The sequence below is a fragment of the Nocardia sp. NPDC056100 genome, assembly GCF_042266325.1.
In the GTDB taxonomy this organism is placed as follows: domain Bacteria; phylum Actinomycetota; class Actinomycetes; order Mycobacteriales; family Mycobacteriaceae; genus Nocardia.
Genome location: NZ_JBHJVY010000002.1, coordinates 1,603,377 through 1,626,131 on the forward strand (window position 1 = coordinate 1,603,377; position 22,755 = coordinate 1,626,131).

Genomic DNA, 22,755 nt, shown 5'->3' on the forward strand with positions numbered 1-22,755 from the left:
TATGAATAGACGCTTCACTGGTCAGAGCCTTTCTCGAGTCACACGAGGATGGTCGCGACGCTGATTGCTACTGCCCGCGAGCGACGCAGCGGAACCAGCCATGGAAGCTGATTTCGCAGAAGGCACCGGCATGAGACAGCTTCGGCCCGAACGGACCCTGGTCATTGGCGACCGCGAAGAAGTCGGGATTGCCACCGGGCTGAGTGAAGGGCTGACTGAAGTCGTAACTGGGGTGAAGACCGCCCGCGTCCTGGATGGACTGCGGCGCGGGAATCGACACCGGAATCCCACCGCCCAGCGGAATCGACAACACCTGAACCGGCCCCCAGCCATCGCACCCGATCACGCCATCGGGGGTAATCGCGCAGTTCTTCCCGCCGTAGTTGAAGTACACCGAGCCCTCGGGTGCGGCGTTGGCCGCGGGTATCGCGGCAATCGGGACCGCGATACCCGCGATAGCGGCGGCCACCAGTGCTACACGTTTCATGACGAAGCTCCTCACTGCCGGTTCCTGGAACGTGATCATTGATCACAAAGCAATCATCGAACACAATAAGCAAATAGTTAGCAACAATGTGGCTAGCGTCACACATGAGGGTCATGACGCGCATGACCGCGCACCGATGCGTGTCGAAGCGAGCAAGTGTGGATTCCGTGGTGATTTCGAGCCCCGGCCACGAATCGACCTGGAGCACAGACGGATTCAGACAGTGGAAATTCCCGCGACCGAGGGCTACACGCGGTGGTATCAATTGGGCGTGCGGCGATTCGAAATGGTCGACCTCGGCTACGAGCTGGCAGCATCCCTCGACCCGGGAGATTCCGATGTGCCTGTCATCCATATCAATGCCATGGGAACAGGCCGAGATCAATGGGATCAGGTTCTGCTGCAACCGCATCGGCATCCCACTCTCACCTACGATCGGCCCGGCATAGGTGACAGCGGTTCGCTCCCAAGGCATTTGGCTGAGCAACCACGCACGCTCGGCTCCCTCGCCGACGAACTGCACCAGCTGGTCAACGGACTGGAGATCGACTCGCCCCATGTGGTGGTCGGACATTCGATCGGCGGCCTGATCGCGATGATGTACGCCGCGCGATACGGCGCCGACACCGCCGGGATCGTTCTCGTCGACGCGACGACCCTGGATCACCTGATCGACGCGGACTGGCCCGAACACGAAGGCGACGAACAGGACCAACCCAGTCCCGGATCGTCGAAATTGGATCCCGCCGCATCACTCGTCGAGCTGCAAACCGCGGCCGTCCCGCCGATGCCGGCCGTGGTCCTGTCCAGTGCGCAGGGTCGATGGTTGCGACTGACACCGGACGAGGCAGCCGAGTATGCGCCCCTTACCCCCGAAGAACTCGAGAACCGGTGGCAGCACGGACAAAGAACGCTCGCCGACACCCTGGACGCGCTCCTCGTCGTCGCCGACACAGCCGGACACCACGTCCCAGCCGACCAACCCGCCTTGGTAGCCGCCTGCATCGACGCAGTCCTCGCCGCAGTGCGCAACGACCAACCAGCCACCATTCCCGCAGACCAACTCCGGCGCGTCGGCGGTTCATGCCCCGCCCGCTGAATCGACACCAAAGGCACTCTCCCAGACCACAGCTCGCAGCCAAGACACCGCAGCTATTTGAAGAATCCGGTAGCGCTCGCTCGGTCATCCTCGAGCAGCACCTGGCGGCCAAACAATATCGACGGGAACGCCTTTGGCTCGGGCCAGCTCGACCACGGTGCCGGTGCCGCCCTTCTCGCTGGGCTGGCCGTCCCACACCGCGATCAGCTGATCAGAGGTGCCGACAACCGCCTCGTTGGCAGCTTCGTACGCCTCGCGCCCCGCATCCTCGAAATCCATGACGCGCACGATTGTCGCTCGCGCGATCAGGCCATCGAACACCCCCGCGTGATCCGGCTTGACCTTCCGCTCTCGATAACTCCGCGACGGCAGCACAACCTCCAGCTGACCGCCGACATCGAGGACAGCCTGCGCGAACACACTATCGGCACCCCGCGCGATACAGCTGACACCGACCAACCCGGCCGGATCGCCTGCAGCCGAGAGGATTCGAGCGATCTCGCGATAGATCGCTGACACCGAATCCCACGTGATGTTCATGTGCCCCGTAACACCGATGCGAGTCATGCCCACCTATATACCGCGCCAACCATCCGATCAATCGATTCCCGCCGTCGGCCGGGTGAGGTAGAGGGGCGGACAAAAATGGCTCGAACGCTCACGCATCAGCGAAATACGAAGTGCGTCAGTTGCTTCGAAGTCGGTCGCGTGGACCAACTCCGCAACTCGCCGAATCGTCAATGCGTCGATGCCACGAGCGGAGGCATCACCCGCGTATCGATCGATGACATCCATCGCGCCCTCGGCAGGTCGCCGTGTCGGCGGCCGTGTCCGCAATCGCCGCCGCTCGATATCGATGTCGCTGTAGCCACGATCTCGCCGAAGGAGTTGTTCGACCTCGGCGAGTGTCGGTGCGTGAGACAGGCGCGAAGCCAGCGACGATTTGTACAGATCAGCGGTGGGGACTTCGTACACCGCTGCAGAACCGTCGGTAATCCGGACCAGGGCATCACGTTGAGTTTCGGCCTGGCCACGCCATCCGCCTGCCGCAGCCGCGAGCAGAGCGTTCGCTTCGGACGGATGCCATTCCCAAATTCCTTCATAGGCAAGGACATCCGATGGAATGAGTTGCTTCACGACTCGCCCACCAAGGCGATCCAGGCATCCGTGAAGCTCATCCTCGGTCAACTCTCCGTCGAGCCCGATCCCTGCGACCAGTACTCGCACCGGAAGCTTCGTCATCACCGCTGCCGCCAGCGCCAACGAATCGGCAAGCGGACTCCGCAGACTCGCTTCGTGCCCTTCGCCGAGGATATCTCCCCCGACATCGATAACCACAATGGAATCCGCGCCGAAAACCTCAGCAGCGCCGCAGATTTGAGATGCCAGCCCCGGCGCGCCCGCGCTGGCATCCATCAGGAGCAGCGGCAGCGAAAGATGTTGCGCGAGGCGGGGAATCGTAGATCGCCCGCCTGTCCGTAGGCTGGCTGTCGCAGGAACCTCCGTGACTGACCCGCTCAGGCTGATCAGTCCGTCGAAGTCCGCCACCGACCGCGGGCCGGGAGTCGGATCGATCATGAGCCGGTCCCACGAGTACGTCAGGATGGCTGACAGTCCGAGGTCCGGCATCGCAGCCGCGATAACGGCCGCAGTGACGGCATCACCACCACCACCTGCGGCAACCGCCAACGCCCTGCTCATCGAAGCATCGACCTCGACCACGATGTCCGCATCACCCTTGTATACCGGACGCGTCGACCGGATTCCGGACTACCGCCACGGCCACGCAGGGCCTGGTCCGAATAGGGTCGAGGACATGACAGAGGCAAGGGTGTGGTCAGTTACCTCCACAACGCCAACCGTGGAGGATGCGCAGATGATCGCCCGGACCGTGGTGGCTGAGCAGCTCGCCGCCGGAGCCGAAGTGTCAGGCCCGGCTATGTCGGTGTTCTGGCACAACGACGAACTTGGCGAAGATCAGGAATGGCGAGTCACGCTCAAGACGTCGGTCATGGTTCGGAACAAGCTCGCCAAACGAATTCAGGAGCTTCATCCCTGGGCAGGTGCAGCCGAAATCGTCGCAACCCCCGTCGAATGGGCGACCGAGTACTACGTGGCTTGGGTCGAGAAGGTCACAGCCGCAGTGGAATAGCCGTGCTTCTGGCGACCTCTACTGACCATGCACGGTCACGCTGGTGTTCTTGGGGCGGTACCGCAGAACCACCACATCGTCGAGGGTAGTGGCGTCAACGAACTCGAGTCGCCGACGCGTTCCTCCGGGAAACTGCGCCGGATTGACGAAGCGAGGTGCATCACTCTGGCCAATCAGCAAGGGCGCCAACGCATAACGCAACTCATCGGCGAGCCCGGCCTCCAGAAAAGCCGTATGGATGTGTGTGCCACCTTCTACAATCAACTGCCCGACCCCGCGCCGACCGAGGTCATCAAGGAGCGTTCCCCAGAAGTCGGCATCCGGAATGGCGACAACATCCGCCACCGAGGCGAGCTTCACTCCGATCTTTTCCGCACCCTCAACCGTGGTGTACACCAAAGGTTTTCCGGCCTCGATGTGCTGGTGAAACATCCGAGCATCGGGGTCGATGTCACCCGATGCGGTCACGGTGACCTTCAACAGGTTCGCCGGTTTCCCTGCGGCAACGCGCGACTCTCGCCGTTCCTGGCTGCGTAACCACAGCCACGGGTTGTCTCTGCGCACGGTCTCGGCGCCGATCAGGATGGCGTCGGATTCGGCGCGCAACTGATCAACACCGTCGAAGTCGCGCTCGTTGGACAAATAGAGGCGTTCGGGAATGGTGTCATCGATATAACCGTCGAGGCTGACGGCGACGGAGAGAACTACACGAGGTCGGGACACTCCTGCGCCTTCCAGGTAGAGAAGGCGTCCTGGAACTCCGCGACGCCCGGTTGCGTGCTGGCCATCGATCATGCCCGACAGGTGCCGAACCTTATGCGGGATGCGGGCCGATCGCGTTCCCACCTCAGATTTGCAACGCCTCCGATCCCAGCGCTGCGGCGGGTTCGATCTCACCCGCGTTCATATGGGCCACTGCGGCGCGGGCGGCTCCGCGGAGGGCAGACGAGAATGCAGTTGAAAACGGTCGCGTGGAGTCAGGATGCTGAGGCCGTAATCAGGCCCAGTGCAAGGCATTTGAGCTATGACGAAGCAGTCGGCGAGATCGTCGCTACCTCCGATGTGGTCTACGTCGACACTGCCCAGCGTTTCCGGCGGGAAAAGACTGGAGTGACCATGACCGGTCTCTGGAATCCCGAACCCAGCGACGGCACGAACAACGCGTGCGTCGAACGCATTGCCTCGGACGGTGTTACTGACTGAAACCCATGCCCTGCATGACTGTTCGGAGGTGGGCGTCGAAGAGGGCGTCGGGGTTGGCGATCAGGGAGGTGAGGCTGCCGAAGACTTCGGCGGCTATGAAGCCGAGGATGGAGGCCCAGCCGTTGAGGATGATGCCGGGGATGGGGGTGTCGGGGAGTGAGTCTGTGGCGAGGAGGGATTTCAGGAGGGGGCCTGCGGTTAGTGGTGGGACCTGGGTTGCGGAGGGGTCGGCTGCGCCGGAGGCGATGGCGGCGAGGTAGCCGGAGGAGACGAGGGTGAGTAGTCGGCCTGCGGCGGGGCCGGTGTCTTCGGGGCGGGCTTCGAAGCCGGGGATGGGCGTGCCGTTGATGAGGGCGAAGTCGGCGGGGTGGTTCAGGGACCAGTGGCGGGTGGCCAGGCAGAGGGTTCGCCATTGTGCGGTGGGGTTGGGGTCGGCGTTGGCTTGGGCCTCGGTGATCGCATCGTTCAGCGCGTCGTAGGCGTCGACGCAGAGGGCGGTGACCAGGGCGGTTTGGTTGTCGAAGTAGCGGAACAGGGCCGCGGGGGACATGCGCATCGAGCGGGCGATGCCGCGCAGGGAGAGGCCGCCGGTGCCTTCGGTCGCGAGTTGCTGTCGCGCGTGCGACTTGATCTCGGCCACCGTCGCGGCTCGGCGCTCGGCTCGGCGGGTGACCGTCCCGGGGGCGGGGTCCGGCATCGAGGGGTATCCCTTCGTCGCGGAGGCGGCGTGCTCGCTGGAGAACGCCAACCTGTTCACATTGTGAGCACTGTACGCGAATCGACTGCTGCATTCGGCCCGTCGACCAGGGTGTGGCGGCTCGATCGTTGACACCGATGCCAGAAAAGTGAACACTGATCGCATAGTGATCATCGGGTGCATTTCAACGCGGGATCAGACCTAGGAGGGCTTCGTGGCCACACTCACTGCTCGCGCTCACCTCATCCGCGAGCGCATCATGGGCCAGGTTCGGGACTCGGGAACCGTGCCGACCGTCGCGGAATTGCGGACGGAATTCGGGCTGCCGGACGACGAAATGCGCAGTGCGTTGCGCGATCTCGAAGGCGCGATCTGCGTGGCCGTGCAGGATGACGAGCATGCGGGCAGTTCGGTCTTTCAGGACGAGCCGCTGGCCGACCCGCAACCGCCGCTCGGCGAGATCGTCTATGCGCGACCGTTCGCCGCGTTCGCGAACCACTACCGCGTCACCGTCGACGGCACGCAGCGCTGGTTCGCCGAATGCGCGGTCGAAGCATGCGCGATCTCCGGTCAGTTCCCTGGAGCCGAGGTCGTGGTCGATTCGGTGTGCAGGCAGACCGGCGCGCCGATTCACCTGGTCGGTCGGGATGGCATTCTGGTCGACTTCGAGCCGCGAACCCTGCGCGTGCACCTGGGTTATCCGGTGCGGGAGATGCCGCACCGAGTAGTCGGATGGTGCGACTACAACAGCTTTTTCGCCTCGGAGGACGCCGCGAGGCAGTGGCAGGACCAACACCCCGAGATCCACGGCATCACCCGCGCACCCGAACACATGGCGGCGCTCATCACCGAAAGCCTCGGCAAAGGACGCCTCGGCCACGACTATCAGCCGCGATTCTCGATGACGAACATGGTGCGCAACGGCCCCCGCTTCGGCCTCACCCGCGAATCTCCTTCGGGGATACCGCTTCCCGATCCGTTCTGGCTGCCGACTCCGAAGATGCTGGTCGAATGGCGGCGACACGGGCTGGGGAACTTCATCCGGGTCGGGCTGTAGGACCTCGGCGATACGTATATTCGCGCGAACCAGGTATCCGCGCGAACCATCGGGAAAGGGATTCGCCCATGACGAACTCGGTTCGAACGTCACCGTTCGCGCTGTTCGGTGGTTTCGACCTGCGCCCGCTCATACGCGCCGAACGCGCGGATCTGGCCGCGCTGCTGCGCACCTTGTCACCGCAGGAGTGGGAAACGCCATCGCTGTGCACCGGATGGCGGGTGCGCGATGTCGTGGCTCATCTGCTGCACGACTCCATGCCGGTCGCGACCTATCTCGGCGATGCCGCCAAAGCGCGCCTATCCCTGAACCGCCTCAACGACATTCAGGTGCGGCGAGCGGCGACCTGGTCGACCGATGAGCTGATCGACCGCGTCGAATCCTCGATCGACACCGGACTGGGCGCGAGCATGCTCCCCCGACTTTCCTTGGTGGACCTGGTGATTCACCATCAGGACATCCGCCGCCCACTGGGTCGCGGGCGGATAATCCCCCCGGAGCGCCTGCGCGCCGTACTCGACAATCCCGACCCGTTCGCGGGCGCGACACGACGCATGCGGGGCCTGCGCCTGATCGCCGACGATATGGACTGGCAGTACGGGCAAGGTCCCGAAGTGCGCGGACCCGGCGAGGCGATCGCGATGAGCCTAGCGGGTCGCCCCGCCGGTCTCGGGAAACTCGAAGGCGATGGGGTGCGGGTACTTACAGCCCGGATTTCACGCTCTACGGCGAGCTGATTCGCCCGCAGACCTCAGCCCGGCGACGGGAACGACGGCGGCATCGGCCTGAATGGGATACGTGTCGCTGGCATCGGGCATGAGGTGCTGGACGATCACATGACCATTGGTTTCGTAGCGAGTGGGGACCGGCCGCCCCAGAGCGTCATAGGCCCAGGGCGGATTCGTGTGGGACACAACGTTGTCGACCGCGTCGAGGATGTCTATCGAGCGGTCCGGGTTCGTGCGAATCCGGCCGCCCGGCGGAAGGTCCTGCGGAAAGTGGTATTCACGTGGACAATTCGGGCAGTGCATGAGGATGAAGGAGTGTTCGTCCCCGGGGCCTGCCGATATCGATGCCGTCTCCAGCGATAGCACACGTAGAGCACTCATGACGATGTCCCGCCCTGTTACCTCGTCCTCAGAACCGATACGGTGCGGTTCCATATCTAGGATGGGTACGAGGTGGCCGGTTGGCAACCGGATGGGTCCGCGATAACGCTCACGCGAGGGCAACTGCCGCCGAGCCGTTTCGGACATCGCCCCGGTCGGCAGCAGCCCCTGAAGGCCGCAGATTCACATCGTGAGACAGATCACAATCGGCGAAATCCCCGGGACCGCAGCACGGTCGGCACCTACCCCGAAGCGGACGGCAAAGTCAGCAGCGGGATGGTGATGTCGTCGATCAGATGCAGGACGAAATCCTCATCGAGCGGTCGGCCGAGTACAGCCACACGATGAAACATCATGGCCGGGAAAATATCCCGCACATACTCCCAGCCGTCGGCGCGGGCGATCTCCCCGCGCCGATGGGCATTGGCGAGGATGGCGGCGAAGGCGTCGTGACGAGGCTGGTCTATGACCTGGGCGATCGCCGCGCGGATGGCGGCGTCCTTTGCCACCGCGGTGGCCATGCCCGCCAGGACCTCATCACGTAAAGTGTTGCGCTCCAAGAAAACTCGCGCCAAGGCAAGCAGGTCGCCACGCAGTGTCCCGGTGTCAGGGGCCTCGGCCTTCCACTCCAGCGTTCGCACGGCGTCGACCACCAGTTCGGCTTTGCCCTTCCACCGCCGGTACGCCGCCGCCTTCCCCGCTCCGGCACGCGCCGCGACCGCTTCCATACTCAGCCGGTCGTATCCCACCTCGGCCAGCAACTCCTGAGCAGCCCGCAATAGCGCGCTGTCGAGACGATCATCTCGCGGCCTGCCCATGCTCCGACGACTCTGTGGCATCCCCGTCCTGACCGTTGCGCTCACCGGTTTACGAGACGGTCCAGTCTCGCATCTGTTCATGCGACAGAGGGGCCGACACGGCCGACTCGCCGGATATCCGAGATCGAATCTCGCGCATCCTGTTTGAGGTTCGATCACCGGGGTAGCACTCGGCCAGTCGGCCAACTTTGAAAGAGGAATCGCCATGTCCGAGGCAATACTTCCCACCGAAGCATCCCGGCAGTCCCATGGAGCCGGGGACAGCTATGACGATATCGAGCCCCTGTTCCAGGAGCTGGCCGAGTTCCCGGCCGACGATCCGCGGCGCGCGCACAAGCGCGACCAGATCATCGAAGCCTGCCTGCCGCTGGCGGTGCATATCGCGCGCCGGTTCACCGGGCGCGGCGAGGCGTTCGACGACCTGAACCAAATCGCCCGTTTGGGATTGGTGCAGGCCGTGGATCGCTTCGATGTCTCGCGCGGCACCACCTTCCTGTCGTTCGCGGTGCCCACGATCATGGGTGAGGTGCGCCGGTACTTCCGGGACCACACCTGGGCGGTGCGGGTGCCGCGCCGGGCCAAAGAACTTCAGCAGCAGCTGGGCCCGGTCACCGAGGCGTTGTCGCAGCGACTCGGCCGCATGCCCACGGCCCGGGAGATCGCCGCCGAACTCGATGTCGACCTGGTGGAGGTCACCCAGGCGATGATCGCGCGCAATGCCTACCAGACCAGTTCGCTCGACACCCCCCGCGGGGATGAGGAGTCCGGCCCGGCGCCGATCGCGGAAACCCTCGGGAGCGAGGAGCCGAGCTATCGACTGCTCGAGGATGCGATGGCGGTGCGGCCGCTGCTCGCGGCGCTGCCCGAGCGCGAACGCCAGATTCTGGTGTGGCGGTTCTTCGAGAATCGCACTCAGGCACAGATCGCCGCGCGGTTGAACATCTCGCAGATGCAGGTCTCGCGCATCCTCACCAAGACATTGGCCGAATTGCGCGAACAAGCCCTCGGTCCGGCCGAGTACGCCCGAAGCGCCTGAGCCGGGTTCGCTCGGTCAGCTGCCACTCCAGCCGCCGGTGTACGCACCGCCCAAGAGGCGACGCCGCCGGCGGCGTTTGGCGTCCTGATCGGATTGCTGCTGCTCGGTCGAGGACTTCTGCTCGGTCGCCGGTTCGGGATCGCGCTTCTTGCGGAAGATTCCCATGTCGAGCTCCTGTTCGGTAGGCGCGGGCTCACTTTCCCACTAGGAAAGTAACGATCCACTTTCCCACCGGGAAAGTCAAGAGCCCGACCCCGCGAGCACCTCGCCGGGCCGGGAAATTCCGAGCGTCCGCGCTAGTGCGCCGGAATGCGCTCGTGCAGGGTGAGCAGCGCGTGGTCGAAAACCGCCACTGTCGAAGGAACCTCGGGCGGCACGCACGCCAATTCCTTGATGAGCTGTTCGGCCAGTACACGCAGCTTCACGTTGGTCTCCTGCGACCGCCAGGTCAGCACTCGGAACGCCTGATCGGCGTTGATCCGGTACATCCGCATCAGCACACCCTTGGCCTGCTCGATCGTCGCGCGCGCCTCCAGCATCTCCGGCAGGCGCTCATCGAGGGTGAGACGCGCTGCGGCGGCGAGGGTTTCGCTGAGATCGATATAGAAGCCGGTGGTGCCGACCGGGGTGTCCTCATCGTCGAAGATGCGATCGGCCACCACCATCACGGTATGTTCGTGCCCGTCCCGGTCCATGAACCGGTGCCGGCTGGAGAATGGCGCGCCCTGCTCGATCGATCGCGCGATCGCGGCGGCGACGTGTTCGCGATCCTCCGGATGTTTGTGCGCCAGAAGCAATTCCGTGGTCGGCTCGATCTCGCCGGGCCGGTAGCCGTGCATGCGGTACAGCTCCGGCGACCACTCCCAGCGCTCCGTTTCGAACCAGAACCGGAAGCTTCCGGTGACCGGGCCCGCGTGCGAGGGCGCCGCTTGGTCGGACATATGCGCACCGGCATGCGTGGTCTTGGAATCGGTGCCGGCAGGCCCCGCCGCGGGAGCGCGGTGCCGGAGAAATACCTCATGCGCGCCCGTGGTGCCCGGGTTCCGCTCGCGCGTCATCGGTGGTCCTCCTTGCTTGACGGTGTCAGTGTTTATGGTTCGCGTATCGAATAATATCTGTGGCAGCAGGTATAGATTTTGTAGCTCCGCTACGATGAAAACGCAAGGCCCGCGTCGAGAGTTTCTCGCGCACAGCAAGGAGGATTCGCATTGCCCAACCCCGAGACGACCCCGCAGGAGCCACATCTGCCCGAGGGAAGCCGCGGCGTGTACAGCATCTCGGTCGCGGCCGAGCTCGCGGGCATCAGCGTGCAGACCCTGCGGCTGTACGAACAGCACGGCCTACTCACCCCGGCTCGCAGCCCCGGCGGCACCCGCCGATACAGCGGTGACGACCTCGCCGTGCTGCAACGCATCACCGCACTGGCGGAGCAGGGCGTGAACCTGTCCGCGATCGCGCGCATCCTCGAACTGGAAGACACCAATACCGATCTGCGGGCGCATAACGACCGCCTCGAGGAAGACAACCAGCGCCTTCGTGACGGCAACTGAACGACGGGCGACCGGGTCGGCACCCGGTCCGGCGCAACCTATTTCGGCTGTTTACGCGGGCTTTTCGGCAGCACCGGTGATATTTCGAACCATGCCGCCGAAGATGACGGTATGAAACGGCGCAATGGCGTGCCAGTAAAGATGCCCAGCCAATCCGTGCGGTTCGAACAGCGCGCGCTGGCGGTAGTGTGAGCCGCCGCCCACCCGTGGGGTCACGGTCAATTCCAGCCACGCGCGGCCGGGCACGCGCATTTCCGCGCGCAGCAGCAGGCGATGGCCGCGCTCGAGGCTTTCCACGCGCCACCAATCCAGGGCGTCGCCCTCGCGCAGCAGATTCGGATGCCGCCGACCGCGCCGCAGACCCGCACCGCCCACCAGGCGATCGATCCAGCCGCGTAGTGCCCAGGCCAGGGGGAACGAATACCAGCCGTTGACACCGCCGATCGATTCCAGCACCGACCACAGCGTCGCCGGATCAGCGGTGGAATCCTGTTCGCGGACATCGGAATACGCCGAACCGCCGGACCATTCCGGATCGGTCGGCAACGGGTTCGACGGTGCGTCCGAGGGGCTGGCATCGGACCAGCGGGTCGGGACGTCCAGGGTTCGAATCCGTTCCAGCGCCAGGCTCACCGCGCGCGGATACGGCGTGAGACCGCCCGGCGGATCGGGAATCCATTGCGCGATCCGATGATCGGCGCAGACGACATCGTTGACCAGCGATTCCATCAGCGGTACGGCGATCGACCGGGGCACCGGGGTCACCAGATTCACCCATTGCGCCGACAGCCACGGTGTCAGCACCGGGACCGGCATGATCAGCCGGTGCGGCAGTTCGGCGACCTCGCTGTAGCCGCGCATCATGCCCAGGTAGGTGAGCACGTCCGGACCGCCGATATCGAAGGCGTCGTTGACCGTTCGCGGTAGCTCGGCGGCGGCGGTCAGGTAGTAGATGACATCGCGCACCGCGATGGGCTGAATGCGATTGCGCACCCAGCGCGGCGTCACCATCACCGGCAACCGCTCGGTGAGATAGCGCAGCATCTCGAAACTCGCCGAGCCCGAACCGATGATGACCGCCGCTCGCAGCACCACCGCCGGGGTGGCGCAATCCAGGAAGATCTGACCGACCTCGGCACGCGAGGCCAGATGCCGGGACAGGTCCTGCCCGGCCGGGGTGATCCCGCCCAGGTAGACGATCCGGGCCAGTTCGGCGCGGTCGGCTTCGGCGGCAACGATTTTCGCCGCGTCACGGTCGACGTCGGCGAAATCGGACCGGGTCAGCGAATGCACCAGATAGTAGAGAACCTCCTGATCCGCCACGGCGGCCCGGACGTCCTCGGCGCGCATGACATCGCCCTTGCTCACCGAGACCTGATCGCGCCACGGCGCGTCGTCGAGTTTGCCCGGGTCCCGGGCGAATACGCGTACCTCATGACCGGCGGCGAGCAACTCCGGCACCAATCTGCCGCCGATATAGCCGGTCGCCCCGAAAACCACACACCGCACGTGATCACTCCTTTCGATCGCGAACAGGCACAATCAAGACATGCACCGCCCGATGTCCGCGCCCGAACCGACCGAGCTCTCGGTCCGCGCGGTCGCGGAAAGGCTGGACATCCCCACCGCGACGCTGCGCAGTTGGAATCGGCGCTACGGGATCGGGCCGCGCCAGGATCGGCCCGGACGGCATCGGCTCTACTCCGAAAGCGATATCGCCGCGCTGACGCGAATGGTCGACCTCATCCGGGCGGGATCCACGCCCGCCGCCGCAGCGGAAGCCGTGCGCAGGCCCGTATTGTCCTTCGGCGATCAGGCGACCCTGCTGTCGGCGGCCTTCGCGCTCGATTCGAGTACGGCATGCGGACTGCTGGAGAACCATCTGCGCGAATACGGGGTCGTCGACACCTGGGATCGCCTGTGCCGCCCGGTATTCGCGGGAATCGTGGACCGGCAGATCGACGGCGAGGGCTGCGTGGATGTGGAGCATCTGCTGTCCTGGTGCGTGGTGACGGCCCTGCATCGAGCGGTGGCTCCCGCCGCGATCGATGAGTCCGTGCCGATCGTGCTGGCCTGCACCAGCGGTGAAACCCATTCGCTGCCACTGGAAGTGCTGCGGGCCGCGCTGGCCGAACAGGGTATCGGCGCGCGCATGCTCGGACCCGATGTGCCCTCGATCGCCCTGTCCGACACGCTGAATCGACTGCGCGCCCCCGCCACGGTGCTGCTGTGGTCGCAGCAGGAGGCGACCGCGCTCACCTCCGCGGTGCGCACCTGCGCCGCGGCCGGTGCGCGGGTCCACGTCGGCGGGCCGGGCTGGGATGGCCTGCTCCTGCCCGATTCGGCGCACCGCGTCACCACCCTGGCCGAGGCCCTCACCCACCTGGGTGTGCGCGAGGACCACAACGTCCGCGTCTAAGCCGGACGTCATCGCAGGCAGGCCAGTCATCGCGCACAGCCCGGGCGGCATCGCGGGTAGCCCTGTCGTCATAGAGATCGCACCCACCCGGGGCCGCACCCCAGGGAGTAGCCACCGCCCACCCTGCCCGGGCGGCTTCGGCCGGGCGGCGCTCGCCGCACCATCGGCGGCAACCTGGCCCCGTGTCGGCCTCGTCATGGGCGAGTCCCGGTGGGGATCATGAGGTCTCACCGCACAACACCTCGACCGCTTCCTCGAGTGTGCGCAGGACGTATCGCTCGGGGACGGCCGCCGACATCGCCCAGCCGGGGCCTGCCAGCAGGACCTCGCACCGGCCGAGCTCGGACGCATGCACCGAGGCAACCGAGGCGGTCCGAGCCGATTGCGACCACAGCAGCACCGTCGGCGGTTCCGGGTATCGCGAGAGGGCTTGTGCCAGGGCGGAAGTGGGTACATTCGCGCCCAACAGCAGTGCGGGGCGGCGATTCTCGGCCAGTGCGGCACGCAGCACCTCGAGGGGAAGCACGTGCTGTTCGCCGGGAGTGCAGGCCAGCACGATATCCACCTGCCCGCCCGGCGCGGCCACGGCGGGCACGCAGCGATGCAGGCTCGTGGTGAGCGCCCAGGACAGCAGGTGCTCGACATCGATGTATCCGTCGCCCCGGTGTTGATGGTCGACGATCCGCGCGAATGCGGGGCGGCACAGGCGATTCCAGGTGGCGATCACACCGTGATGAGCGAGGTGCGCGTCGAGCAGATGTAGCAGGCGAGCGACGTCCATGGCTTCGGCGGCGGCCACCACCGGATCGACCGCGCCGAGTTCGGGAGTCGGCTCGAGCACCAGGCGTCCGGCCTTGGCGGCGCTGGCGGGACTCGCACCCGCGCGGATCAGCTCGACCATCCTGCTCAACGCGGCGAGGTCGGCGGCGGTGTAGTGGCGGTGTCGACCGGGTAGCCGGGTGGGGCCGATACCGTAGCGCCGATTCCAACTGCGCAGTGTGGCAACCGGAATGCCCAGGCGGCGCGCGACCGCGCCGACGGTGAATTCCGCCAACTCCGCGCTCCCCGCTGCCTCCGGCGCGCCGGTCATGGCAGATGCGCCGCCGTGGGGATCACCGCACCCCGATGTCCACGCTGTTCGTAGCGCAGCGCGGCCGCGCTCAACAGTCCCCACAGGCTGGTCACCGCAAGGGTTTTGGCGCGTTCGGGACGTCCGGCGAGCGCACGGGCGAATACGGCCGTGTCCGCGGTATCGGAGGCGATGCGCACCAGTGCGGCCACGGTGCGAGCACGCGGCGTCGAGGCTGCCGCGAGAGCCAGACCCGAGGCCAGATCACGCAGGCCGACCATTCGAGCCAAAACGCGCAGCTCCGGCTCGTCGCCGATGCCCAAACCGGTGGGACGCAGCAGTATCGCCGGTCGCACCGCCACGGCGGCACCGTAGGCCGCGGTGACGACCCCGAGAATCCGTCCGGGAGCGGTGGGATTCATCGGCCGGGCTCGGTGGATCGACCGCTGCTGACCGGGTTGACGTTCATTGATCCTCCGCCGTCGAGCGCTCGGTGCTGCCGGGTTGGCACTTTCGACGCTATCATTGAATCGATGCATATTCGATGCAATCGCGGCGCCGCATTCCCATCGCCTCGCAGCCTGCGCTCCACGCGAACCTCGGAAGAGCTGACCAATGACCATTGACGTCCGAACCGTTGTCGACGACGTGCTCGATCGCACCGTGGTGCTCGGGTACGGCCGAACCGGATTCGCGCTGCGCAGCCGAACCTGGCCACCGCTGCCGCCGCAGGCGTTGCGCGGGCGGACCGCGATGGTCACCGGCGCGAACTCGGGCATCGGCAAGGCCATCGCGGCCGGGTTGGCCGAACTCGGGGCCGCGGTCACGCTGCTGGTCAGGGATGAGCAGCGGGGTGCGGAGGCGGCGGCCGAGATCGCGGCGGCCGGATCCGGTCCGCAGCCCCGCGTCGAACGCTGCGATATCTCCGATCTGGCCGATGTACACCGGTTCGCCACGGACTTCGCCGAGCGCAACGAGCACCTGGACGTCCTGGTGCACAATGCGGGTGTGCTGCCCGCGACGCGCACGGAAAGCCCGCAGGGCCATGAGATCTGCCTGGCCACCCACGTTCTGGGGCCGCTGCTGTTGACCGAACGACTCGCACCGGTCATGGCGGGCGGCCGGGTGATCCTGGTGTCCTCCGGCGGGATGTACACCCAGCCCCTGCCCACCGAGGATTTCGAATACAAGACGGGCGAATACCGCGGTGCGACCGCGTACGCGCGCACCAAACGCATGCAGGTGGCCCTGCTCCCGAAACTCTCCGATCGCTATGCGGCCGAGGGCATTTCGGTGCACGGCATGCATCCGGGCTGGGTGGACACCCCGGGCGTGGCCACCTCGCTGCCGCGTTTTCGCACCCTGACCCGGCCGCTGCTGCGCACCCCGGCCGAGGGCGCGGACACCGCGATCTGGCTGGCCGCGACCGAGGTTCCCTCCGGGCGGTTCTGGCATGACCGGCGCGCCCGGCCCGAGCATTATCTGCGCCGCACCCGCGAATCCGACGCCGACCGCGAGCGCCTGTGGCGCTACTGCGCGGCCGTCGCCGGACTCCCGGAGCGATGAATCCCGTTCACATACCGTTGAATTCGACGATCGGCGGCGGATAGTCCCCGGCGAGCATGCCCGCGCGCCATGGTTTGTGGATCTCCGCACCCGGCAGATCCGCCAGTTCCGGGAGCCAGCGCCGCACATAGTCACCCTCGGGGTCGAAGCGCTCGGCCTGGCGCAGTGGATTGAGCACCCGGCTCGATCGCGTATCGGTGCCGGTTCCGGCCATCCACTGCCAGTTCATCCGGTTGTTGGCCACATCGCCGTCCACCAGCCACTGCTCGAAGTAGCCCGCGCCGATACGCCAATCCACGCGCATGGTCTTGACCAGGAAGCTGGCGGCGATCAGCCGGGAACGACCGGGCATCAAGCCGGTCGCGGTGAGCTGGCGCATGCCGGCGTCGACCATCGGAATTCCGGTCCGGCCGGCCTGCCAGGCCGCGACCGCGTGTGGATCGTTGCGCCACGGCTCGTTCGTCTCGCGATAGTCGTCGATGGCCACTTCGGGGCGGTCGGCGAGCACCTGATGGTAGAAATCGCGCCAGGCCACCTGCCGCACGAAGGCATTGCCGCCCGGGTCGGACGCATCGGTCCGGAAGGCGATTTCACCCGCGGACAGGCAACCGAAATGCAGGTACGGCGACAGCCCGGAGGTGCCGTCGACCGACGGGATGTCCTTGACGTCCGCGTACTCGCGCACCGGACCGGAAAGCCACTGTTCCAGCAGTTTCCGTCCAGTGCTCTCCCCGCCGAGGGCGAGGTCGGGCGATCCGCCCTCGACCGTGGTGGGATCCGGAATCGGCTCGCTAGCGACCTTCGGTACCCGAATGGCGGCCGGTGGGGTCAGCGGTCGCCGCATCGGGGTGTCCAGCCAGCGCCGGAAGTACGGGCTGAAGATGGCGTAGTGGCTGCGCCCGGTGTCGGGTCGCAGTGTGGCGGTGTCCACCGCGGTGATGGAGGCGGGGTGGTCGTGCAGCGCACAACCGTTGCGGGACAACCGTTCCCGCAGCGCTGTCCCCCGCTTCACGCTGTAGCGGGTGACATCGGCCGCCATATGCACGCTCGGGGCTTTCACCTGTGCCGCGAGCCGCTCGACCTCATCGACGACATTGCCGCGACGCACCACCAATTGTCCACCGCGAGAACGCAATTCGGCGTCGAGCTCACCGAGCGCGGCGTACAGGAACCGTAGCCGGTTGGGCGCGTCGGACACCTTGGCGAGCAGGTCCTCGTCCAGCACGAATAGGGGGACCACCTGCTCGCTCTCCCGGCATGCCGCTTCCAGGGCGGGGTTGTCGTGCACACGCAGGTCTCGGGTGAAAAGCACGATCGATGCGCTCATGCCTCCACCCTAGCGCTATTCGATGCACTATCGATGCAATACCCGTCGCCGAGTCACTCGCCGGAGGTCCGGGTCAGACCGCGCACAGCGGCGCGAGCGTCTCGAGTCCGCCGGTGGTGGGGCTGGTGAGGTACCAGCAGGTGTTCTCCCCCGCCGAGGTGATCGCGGCACGGATATCGCTCCACTGGGCGGGGTCCAGGGCGGGGGTGCGCGAGAGCACGAAACCCGAGAGGCGATTCGGATCCGTGACCAGCGCCCACGAGTAGTCCTGGCCGAGCGCGGTCACGATGTAGTTGGGTGACCCGTAGCGCGACTCCTGGGTGGGCACCCCGGGGAAGCTGACGTGCAGTTGCGCGTTGGTGACGGGGTCGGTCACGGTGGCGGTACCGCGAATCTCGTTCGGCCCGCCGGTCCAGGTGGTGCACGAATTGTGCACCGACACATCACCTTGTGCGTCCAGCGCGTATTCGGCGCGGGTGTCACGGGCGCAGACCAGGTTGAAATACTGTGGCATTGCGGCCAATTGGTACCAGGTACCCAGGTACCGGCTCAGATCCAGCGAGGCGATCGGCTGCGGCTGATCGGATTGCGCGTTCGCCAGAGGCATGATTCCAGCGACGGATACGGCCGCGGCGGCGGCGAAAGTCGTTGCCAGCACTCGTAAGTGGTTCCGATTCATGATGCTTGTCCTTACCTAGCGGTGTACTCGTCCGACGAGCTCGAAGGTTCGTTCAGTGCGCGACTGCGGGTTCGGCCTCCTTTCCGGACCTGTCCGAATGATGGGTACCGGGCCACCAGATGCGGTCGCCGAGAATGGCGAACAACGCGGGAACCGCCACCGTGCGCACGACGAAGGTGTCGAGCAGAATGCCGATTCCGACGACGATGCCCAGCTGGGTGAGGGTGATCAGTGGCAGCACCCCGAGCACGCAGAAGACCGCGGCCAGCACCACTCCGGCGCTGGTGATCACCGCGCCGGTGGAGGAAACCGCGCGCACCATGCCGTCGACGGTCCCGTGCCGCTCGGCTTCCTCGCGCGCCCGGACGACCAGGAAGATCGTGTAGTCCACACCCAGCGCGACCAGGAACAGGAATCCGAACAGGGGCACATTGGTGTCGAGCGCGGGGAATCCGAACACGTGGTCACTGACCAGACTGCCCAGACCCAGCGCCGCCAGCGCACTGAGCACCGTGACCGCCACCAGGATGAGCGCTGCCGGAACCGCGCGCAGCAGTGCGAGCAACACCAGCAGGATGACCGCGAGAATCAGTGGGATGACCAGCAATTGATCGCGCCGAGCCGAATCCCGGATATCGAGCGCCTGGGCATCGGAACCCCCGACCATCGCCTCGGAGCCGGGGATGGCGCGCAGCTCGGACCGCAGGGCTTCGATGGTGGTGAACGCCTGGGCCGACGCGGGCGGGGCGTCCAGGACCACCGACCATCGAGTCAACCCGCTGCCCGAGTCACCGCTGACGCTCGCCCGTGAGACTCCCTCGGTGTGGTCGAGTGCGGCCTGAACCGCGGCGCGCGTATCGGTACGGGCCAGCACGATAGCGGGATCGGATGTGCCGGAAGGGAAGTGAGCGGCCAGGGTGTCCAGTCCGTCCACCGATTCCGCGCGCACTCGGAACTGCTCGGTCTGCGCGAGCCCGACCTTGGTCACCAGGAGTCCGCTCGCGCAGAGCAGCAGTGCGGCCAGCACCGGCACCACCACGAGCACCGGTCGCCGCACCACCCCGCGCGCGATCGAATACCAGACTCCGGACTGCGCCTCATCACGCCCATCGGGGCGGGGAACGAAGGGCCAGAACACTTTTCGACCGCACAATGCCAGCAACGGCGGCAGCGCGAAAAGCACGAACACCAATGCCACGACCAACCCCGCCGCGGCGAAGGCCCCGAGGCTGCGAGTGTTCGGGAGCGCGGCGAGCAGCAGGGTCAGTAGCGCCATCACCACGGTGGCATTGCTGGCCAGAATCGCGGGCGCGGCCCGGCGGACGGCGGCGCGCAACGCGTCTCGATGAGACTCGTTGTGGTGCAGCTCATCCCGATACCGCGACACCAGCAGCAGCGCGTAGTTAGTGCCCGCGCCGAACACGAGCACACTGGTGATCCCGCTGGTGGATCCGTCGAACGCGAGTCCGGTCAGCTGCGACAGCGCGGTGCCGACCCCGGTGGCGACCCGATCCGCGAACGCCACCACCGACAGCGGCAGCAGCCACAGCACCGGTGAGCGGTAGGTGAGGATGAGCAGCACCATCACCACCAACGCGGTGACCACCAGCAGCAGCACGTTCGCCCCGGAGAACGATTCGGCGATATCTGCCCCGAAGGCCGGACCACCGGTGACCTGAAAGTCCAACTGCGCCGGTGCATCCCGATTCGCGGCCGCGCGCAGGTCGGCGACCTTATCGGAGAGCTCGAACCCGCTCAGCGATGCCGGTACCGGCACCGAGACCAGCACGGCCTTGTGATCGGGCGAGACCACCGCCGGTGCGCCCTCACCACCGGAACGCATACGATCCGCCGCCGCGTCGACCGCCGCGAGATCCTGGGGGCTCAGCTCCGCGCCGTCGGCTCGACTGGCCACGAGCACGGCGGCGGCGGTGTCACCGCCCGGGAACCGCTCGACGGCGGTGGCGACACGCGCGGACTCCGCGCTATCCGGCAATGACTTGGGTCCCTGCCCCGAGCTGTCGTTACTCCCGGCCAGGCCCATGATCAGCGCTCCGAACAGCACGACCGCGAGCAGCAAGGCCCACGCTCTGCGCCCGGTGACCAGGTCCGCGTAGCGATCCCATACACCCATGCGAGCAACTATTTCAGAAACTTAACTAATGCGCAAAGACCGAGCCCGCGGGGGCACTAGGCTGGGTACCTGACCACGAAGGAGGTAGCGGTGGCCGACCGCCCGGCGAGTACGCCCCCACCGGCGACCGAGCGTTCCGCGCTCGAAACCGAGATCGCCCGCGATGTCCGCGCACTTGCCGCGGTCTCCGAGCAGATCGGTCACTCGTTCGCGCGCTCACACGATCTGCGCCCCAATGATTTCCGCGCACTGGTCCACGTGGCGACCGCGGAGGCCGAGGGCACGCCGCTGACCGCCGGGCAATTGGGCACCCTGGCGGGCGTCTCCCCCGCCGCGATCACCTACCTGGTGGAACGCATGATCGAGTCCGGCCACCTCGAACGCGCCGTGGACGCCACCGATCGTCGGCGCGTGAAACTGCACTACACCGATCACGGAATGGCCGTGGCCGCAGCGTTTTTCATGCCGCTGGCCACTCGCATGCGGAGCGCACTGTCATCGCTGTCGGAGGATGAGCTGGAGACGACCCATCGCGCCATGGTGCAGATAGTGAGCGCCCTGCGCGAATTCTCCAACGAACTCGATGGCACCCCGGCATCCGGCCCACGAACCGCCGAGGCGGCCGACGCACCCGAACACGACCGCCCGCCCCGCGACTGAGCTCGCTGACCTGGCTCAGGGGCGCGGTCGATATGCCGAAGATGCAGCCGGAAGTTCACGAGCGGATGACTGCTTCAGGAACCGTCGGACGCGGCAAAGGCGGTATGCGACTCAGGACGGGACGCGATCGCGACGGCCGTCGGCGCGCGGATCGCGCCGCAGGTAGCGACCGCGCGGATCACCCTGCACTTTGCCGTCGCCATATACGCGTTGACCTCGCAGAAAGACGCTGTCCACACGAGCGCGCATCTCGAAGCCCTCGAAAGGGGTGTATTCCTGGGCAGATTCGGAATCCACGGCCCGTACGGTCCACCGTGCGTCCGGATCGACCAGCACGATGTCCGCGTCGAATCCGGCCGCGATCTCGCCCTTGTCGACCAGTCCGTACCGCCGCGCCGGGTTGCGCGCGGTGAGTTCGGCGATACGCGAGAGCGGCAGTCCGCGGCGCATCCCCTCCCCCACCAGGCCGGGCAGCAGATACTCCGCACCGCCGAACCCGGATTTGGCGGCGAAGACATCCTCGCGATCGGGCCCGAATTTCTGTTCGTCGCGACAGCAGGCGTGATCGCTGACGACCCAGTCGATGTCCCCCGCCAGCAGATGCCGCCACAGCGCTTCGACATCCGCGCGCTCACGCAGCGGTGGATTCACCTTGCCGCCCAGGCCGTGTGCGGTATCGACATCGGCCAGCAGGTGCCCGATGGTGACCTCGCGACGGAAGTCGACGTGCGGGAAGGCCGCGGCCATGGTGAGCGCTGCCTCGACGGCCTTGGCCGAGGACAGATGCAGCAGATTGATATTCGCCAACCCGGTTTCGTGCGCGAGGTAGGACGCGGTGGTAATGGCCAAGCCCTCCGAATGTGCCGGGCGCGACGCGCTATAGGCCCGCAGACCGCTGAGCGTGCCCTCGCGTTCGACGAGTTCGGTATAGGCGGCCATGATCTCGGCGGTCTCGCAGTGCAGCGATAGCGAGAGGTGTCGGCCCACGCTCGCGCGGGCGTGCTGGATCGCGCGCATGACGAATTCGAAGTGCGCCAGGTCGTAGCGTTCGGTGGGCGGGATCATCAGGAAGTCGGCCTGATCGGAGGACCGGCCGTGCAAGCCGTGGCCACCGTAGAACATGAAGATCTTGAACGAGGTGATGCCGAAATCCTCGACCAGGGAGGGTATTTCGGCGATGTGCTCGGCGGTCATCGGAGCCAGGTGCAAGGCATGGTCGACGAAGGATCGCCCGGCCATCGCGGCCAGCACCTCCGGCACGAAGTCCCGGTAGGCCCCGCCGCGATTGAGGTAGTAGCGCCCGGTGCGCATATAGGTGATCGAGGTGGTGACACCGCCCTGGGCACAGGCGCGACTCTCGGTATCAGTGTCTGCCGACAGTTCCTGGTAGATACCCCAATGCTGATGGGCGTCAACCACTCCGGGAAAAGCCAGCAGCCCGTGCGCGTCGATCACATTGTCCGCACCCGCGGTCGGCAGCTGTGCGCCCACCGCGGTGATGACCCCGCCCGCGACCGCGATATCGACCGCCGGCGGGCTGTCGGTGGATGGGTCGCCCGGGCACACGACGCGGGCGTTCCGGATCAGCAGGTCGGTCGCCACGGCTCACTCCAGTTTCTCTGTGCGAAACAGCTTTACCAATTGGGCGATCATCGCAGTACTATGCGCTGACTGTCAATGCCGCGCACCCACT

Annotated in this window: 26 protein-coding genes; 10 read left to right on the forward strand and 16 right to left on the reverse strand. The window is 66.2% G+C overall.

Annotated elements, in window-relative coordinates:
• Nucleotides 1-67: 67 nt before the first annotated feature.
• Entirely contained in the window at nt 68-487 is a 420-nt protein-coding gene (locus ACFC0O_RS19665; RefSeq protein WP_375959731.1) for a hypothetical protein, read from the reverse strand.
• Between the two features lie 223 nt (nt 488-710).
• Between ACFC0O_RS19665 and ACFC0O_RS19670 the strand changes: the two genes are divergently transcribed.
• Nucleotides 711-1,586: an alpha/beta fold hydrolase gene (locus ACFC0O_RS19670; protein WP_375959733.1), complete on the forward strand. Its 876-nt coding sequence runs from the start codon at nt 711-713 to the stop codon at nt 1,584-1,586.
• A gap of 84 nt (nt 1,587-1,670) precedes the next feature.
• Here the strand turns inward: ACFC0O_RS19670 and ACFC0O_RS19675 are convergent, their stop codons facing one another.
• Nucleotides 1,671-2,153: a hypothetical protein gene (locus tag ACFC0O_RS19675; protein WP_375959735.1), complete on the reverse strand. Its 483-nt coding sequence runs from the start codon at nt 2,151-2,153 to the stop codon at nt 1,671-1,673.
• A gap of 30 nt (nt 2,154-2,183) precedes the next feature.
• A complete protein-coding gene (locus ACFC0O_RS19680; protein WP_375959737.1) occupies nt 2,184-3,308 on the reverse strand; it encodes a DUF1152 domain-containing protein in 1,125 nt (374 codons plus the stop codon).
• Between the two features lie 94 nt (nt 3,309-3,402).
• On the opposite strand from ACFC0O_RS19680, the gene cutA reads away from it, so the two are divergent.
• Nucleotides 3,403-3,738, forward strand: a complete 336-nt coding sequence (gene cutA / locus ACFC0O_RS19685; RefSeq protein ID WP_375959739.1) for a divalent-cation tolerance protein CutA — start codon at nt 3,403-3,405, stop codon at nt 3,736-3,738.
• Between the two features lie 18 nt (nt 3,739-3,756).
• Here the strand turns inward: cutA and ACFC0O_RS19690 are convergent, their stop codons facing one another.
• A complete protein-coding gene (locus ACFC0O_RS19690) occupies nt 3,757-4,533 on the reverse strand; it encodes a RibD family protein (protein ID WP_375959741.1) in 777 nt (258 codons plus the stop codon).
• Nucleotides 4,534-4,689: 156 nt separating this feature from the next.
• On the opposite strand from ACFC0O_RS19690, the gene ACFC0O_RS19695 reads away from it, so the two are divergent.
• Nucleotides 4,690-4,941, forward strand: coding sequence for a hypothetical protein (locus ACFC0O_RS19695; protein WP_375959743.1), 252 nt, complete (start codon nt 4,690-4,692; stop codon nt 4,939-4,941).
• Here the strand turns inward: ACFC0O_RS19695 and ACFC0O_RS19700 are convergent.
• Entirely contained in the window at nt 4,931-5,638 is a 708-nt protein-coding gene (locus tag ACFC0O_RS19700; RefSeq protein ID WP_375959745.1) for a TetR/AcrR family transcriptional regulator, read from the reverse strand. The two genes, ACFC0O_RS19695 and ACFC0O_RS19700, sit on opposite strands and share 11 nt — an antisense overlap.
• Before the next feature lie 214 nt (nt 5,639-5,852).
• Between ACFC0O_RS19700 and merB the strand changes: the two genes are divergently transcribed.
• On the forward strand, nt 5,853-6,695 hold the full coding sequence (gene merB, locus ACFC0O_RS19705) for an organomercurial lyase (protein ID WP_375959747.1): 843 nt from the start codon (nt 5,853-5,855) through the stop codon (nt 6,693-6,695).
• Nucleotides 6,696-6,763: 68 nt separating this feature from the next.
• Nucleotides 6,764-7,432 carry a maleylpyruvate isomerase family mycothiol-dependent enzyme gene (locus ACFC0O_RS19710; RefSeq protein ID WP_375959749.1) on the forward strand — a complete coding sequence of 223 codons (669 nt, stop codon included), beginning with the start codon at nt 6,764-6,766 and terminating at the stop codon, nt 7,430-7,432.
• On the opposite strand, the gene ACFC0O_RS19715 is transcribed toward ACFC0O_RS19710, so the two are convergent.
• Both ACFC0O_RS19715 and ACFC0O_RS19720 read right to left on the reverse strand, forming a co-directional pair.
• Nucleotides 7,412-7,858 carry a hypothetical protein gene (locus tag ACFC0O_RS19715; RefSeq protein WP_375959751.1) on the reverse strand — a complete coding sequence of 149 codons (447 nt, stop codon included), beginning with the start codon at nt 7,856-7,858 and terminating at the stop codon, nt 7,412-7,414. The two genes, ACFC0O_RS19710 and ACFC0O_RS19715, sit on opposite strands and share 21 nt — an antisense overlap.
• Nucleotides 7,859-8,046: 188 nt before the next feature.
• On the reverse strand, nt 8,047-8,622 hold the full coding sequence (locus tag ACFC0O_RS19720; RefSeq protein WP_375959753.1) for a TetR-like C-terminal domain-containing protein: 576 nt from the start codon (nt 8,620-8,622) through the stop codon (nt 8,047-8,049).
• Between the two features lie 205 nt (nt 8,623-8,827).
• On the opposite strand from ACFC0O_RS19720, the gene ACFC0O_RS19725 reads away from it, so the two are divergent.
• Nucleotides 8,828-9,658, forward strand: a complete 831-nt coding sequence (locus tag ACFC0O_RS19725) for an RNA polymerase sigma factor SigF (RefSeq protein ID WP_375959755.1) — start codon at nt 8,828-8,830, stop codon at nt 9,656-9,658.
• A 15-nt stretch (nt 9,659-9,673) separates the two neighbouring features.
• Here the strand turns inward: ACFC0O_RS19725 and ACFC0O_RS19730 are convergent, their stop codons facing one another.
• Nucleotides 9,674-9,823 (reverse strand): hypothetical protein, encoded by a 150-nt coding sequence (locus ACFC0O_RS19730; protein WP_375959757.1) that lies wholly within the window; start codon nt 9,821-9,823, stop codon nt 9,674-9,676.
• Between the two features lie 131 nt (nt 9,824-9,954).
• Nucleotides 9,955-10,599: a PAS and ANTAR domain-containing protein gene (locus tag ACFC0O_RS19735; protein WP_375960766.1), complete on the reverse strand. Its 645-nt coding sequence runs from the start codon at nt 10,597-10,599 to the stop codon at nt 9,955-9,957.
• A 267-nt stretch (nt 10,600-10,866) separates the two neighbouring features.
• Here ACFC0O_RS19735 and ACFC0O_RS19740 point away from each other — a divergent pair, with 267 nt between their 5' ends.
• Nucleotides 10,867-11,208, forward strand: coding sequence for a MerR family transcriptional regulator (locus ACFC0O_RS19740; protein ID WP_375959759.1), 342 nt, complete (start codon nt 10,867-10,869; stop codon nt 11,206-11,208).
• Between the two features lie 51 nt (nt 11,209-11,259).
• Here the strand turns inward: ACFC0O_RS19740 and ACFC0O_RS19745 are convergent, their stop codons facing one another.
• Nucleotides 11,260-12,717 carry an SDR family oxidoreductase gene (locus ACFC0O_RS19745; protein ID WP_375959761.1) on the reverse strand — a complete coding sequence of 486 codons (1,458 nt, stop codon included), beginning with the start codon at nt 12,715-12,717 and terminating at the stop codon, nt 11,260-11,262.
• Nucleotides 12,718-12,757: 40 nt separating this feature from the next.
• Between ACFC0O_RS19745 and ACFC0O_RS19750 the strand changes: the two genes are divergently transcribed.
• Entirely contained in the window at nt 12,758-13,627 is an 870-nt protein-coding gene (locus tag ACFC0O_RS19750) for a MerR family transcriptional regulator (RefSeq protein WP_375959763.1), read from the forward strand.
• Nucleotides 13,628-13,844: 217 nt separating this feature from the next.
• Here ACFC0O_RS19750 and ACFC0O_RS19755 read toward each other — a convergent pair whose 3' ends face one another.
• Both ACFC0O_RS19755 and ACFC0O_RS19760 read right to left on the reverse strand, forming a co-directional pair.
• Entirely contained in the window at nt 13,845-14,717 is an 873-nt protein-coding gene (locus tag ACFC0O_RS19755; RefSeq protein WP_375959765.1) for a MerR family transcriptional regulator, read from the reverse strand.
• On the reverse strand, nt 14,714-15,118 hold the full coding sequence (locus ACFC0O_RS19760; RefSeq protein WP_375959767.1) for a hypothetical protein: 405 nt from the start codon (nt 15,116-15,118) through the stop codon (nt 14,714-14,716). Before ACFC0O_RS19760 ends, ACFC0O_RS19755 begins: the two co-directional genes overlap by 4 nt.
• Before the next feature lie 193 nt (nt 15,119-15,311).
• On the opposite strand from ACFC0O_RS19760, the gene ACFC0O_RS19765 reads away from it, so the two are divergent.
• Entirely contained in the window at nt 15,312-16,262 is a 951-nt protein-coding gene (locus ACFC0O_RS19765) for an SDR family NAD(P)-dependent oxidoreductase (protein ID WP_375959769.1), read from the forward strand.
• Nucleotides 16,263-16,269: 7 nt separating this feature from the next.
• Here the strand turns inward: ACFC0O_RS19765 and ACFC0O_RS19770 are convergent, their stop codons facing one another.
• From ACFC0O_RS19770 to ACFC0O_RS19780, 3 genes are all read right to left on the reverse strand, one after another.
• Nucleotides 16,270-17,589 carry a cryptochrome/photolyase family protein gene (locus tag ACFC0O_RS19770; RefSeq protein ID WP_375959771.1) on the reverse strand — a complete coding sequence of 440 codons (1,320 nt, stop codon included), beginning with the start codon at nt 17,587-17,589 and terminating at the stop codon, nt 16,270-16,272.
• A 73-nt stretch (nt 17,590-17,662) separates the two neighbouring features.
• On the reverse strand, nt 17,663-18,268 hold the full coding sequence (locus tag ACFC0O_RS19775) for a lipocalin family protein (protein WP_375959773.1): 606 nt from the start codon (nt 18,266-18,268) through the stop codon (nt 17,663-17,665).
• Nucleotides 18,269-18,320: 52 nt separating this feature from the next.
• A complete protein-coding gene (locus tag ACFC0O_RS19780; protein ID WP_375959775.1) occupies nt 18,321-20,402 on the reverse strand; it encodes an MMPL family transporter in 2,082 nt (693 codons plus the stop codon).
• 90 nt (nt 20,403-20,492) lie between these two features.
• Between ACFC0O_RS19780 and ACFC0O_RS19785 the strand changes: the two genes are divergently transcribed.
• Nucleotides 20,493-21,062, forward strand: a complete 570-nt coding sequence (locus ACFC0O_RS19785; protein WP_375959777.1) for a MarR family winged helix-turn-helix transcriptional regulator — start codon at nt 20,493-20,495, stop codon at nt 21,060-21,062.
• Between the two features lie 111 nt (nt 21,063-21,173).
• On the opposite strand, the gene ACFC0O_RS19790 is transcribed toward ACFC0O_RS19785, so the two are convergent.
• On the reverse strand, nt 21,174-22,664 hold the full coding sequence (locus tag ACFC0O_RS19790) for a dihydroorotase family protein (RefSeq protein ID WP_375959779.1): 1,491 nt from the start codon (nt 22,662-22,664) through the stop codon (nt 21,174-21,176).
• Between the last annotated feature and the right edge of the window lie 91 nt (nt 22,665-22,755).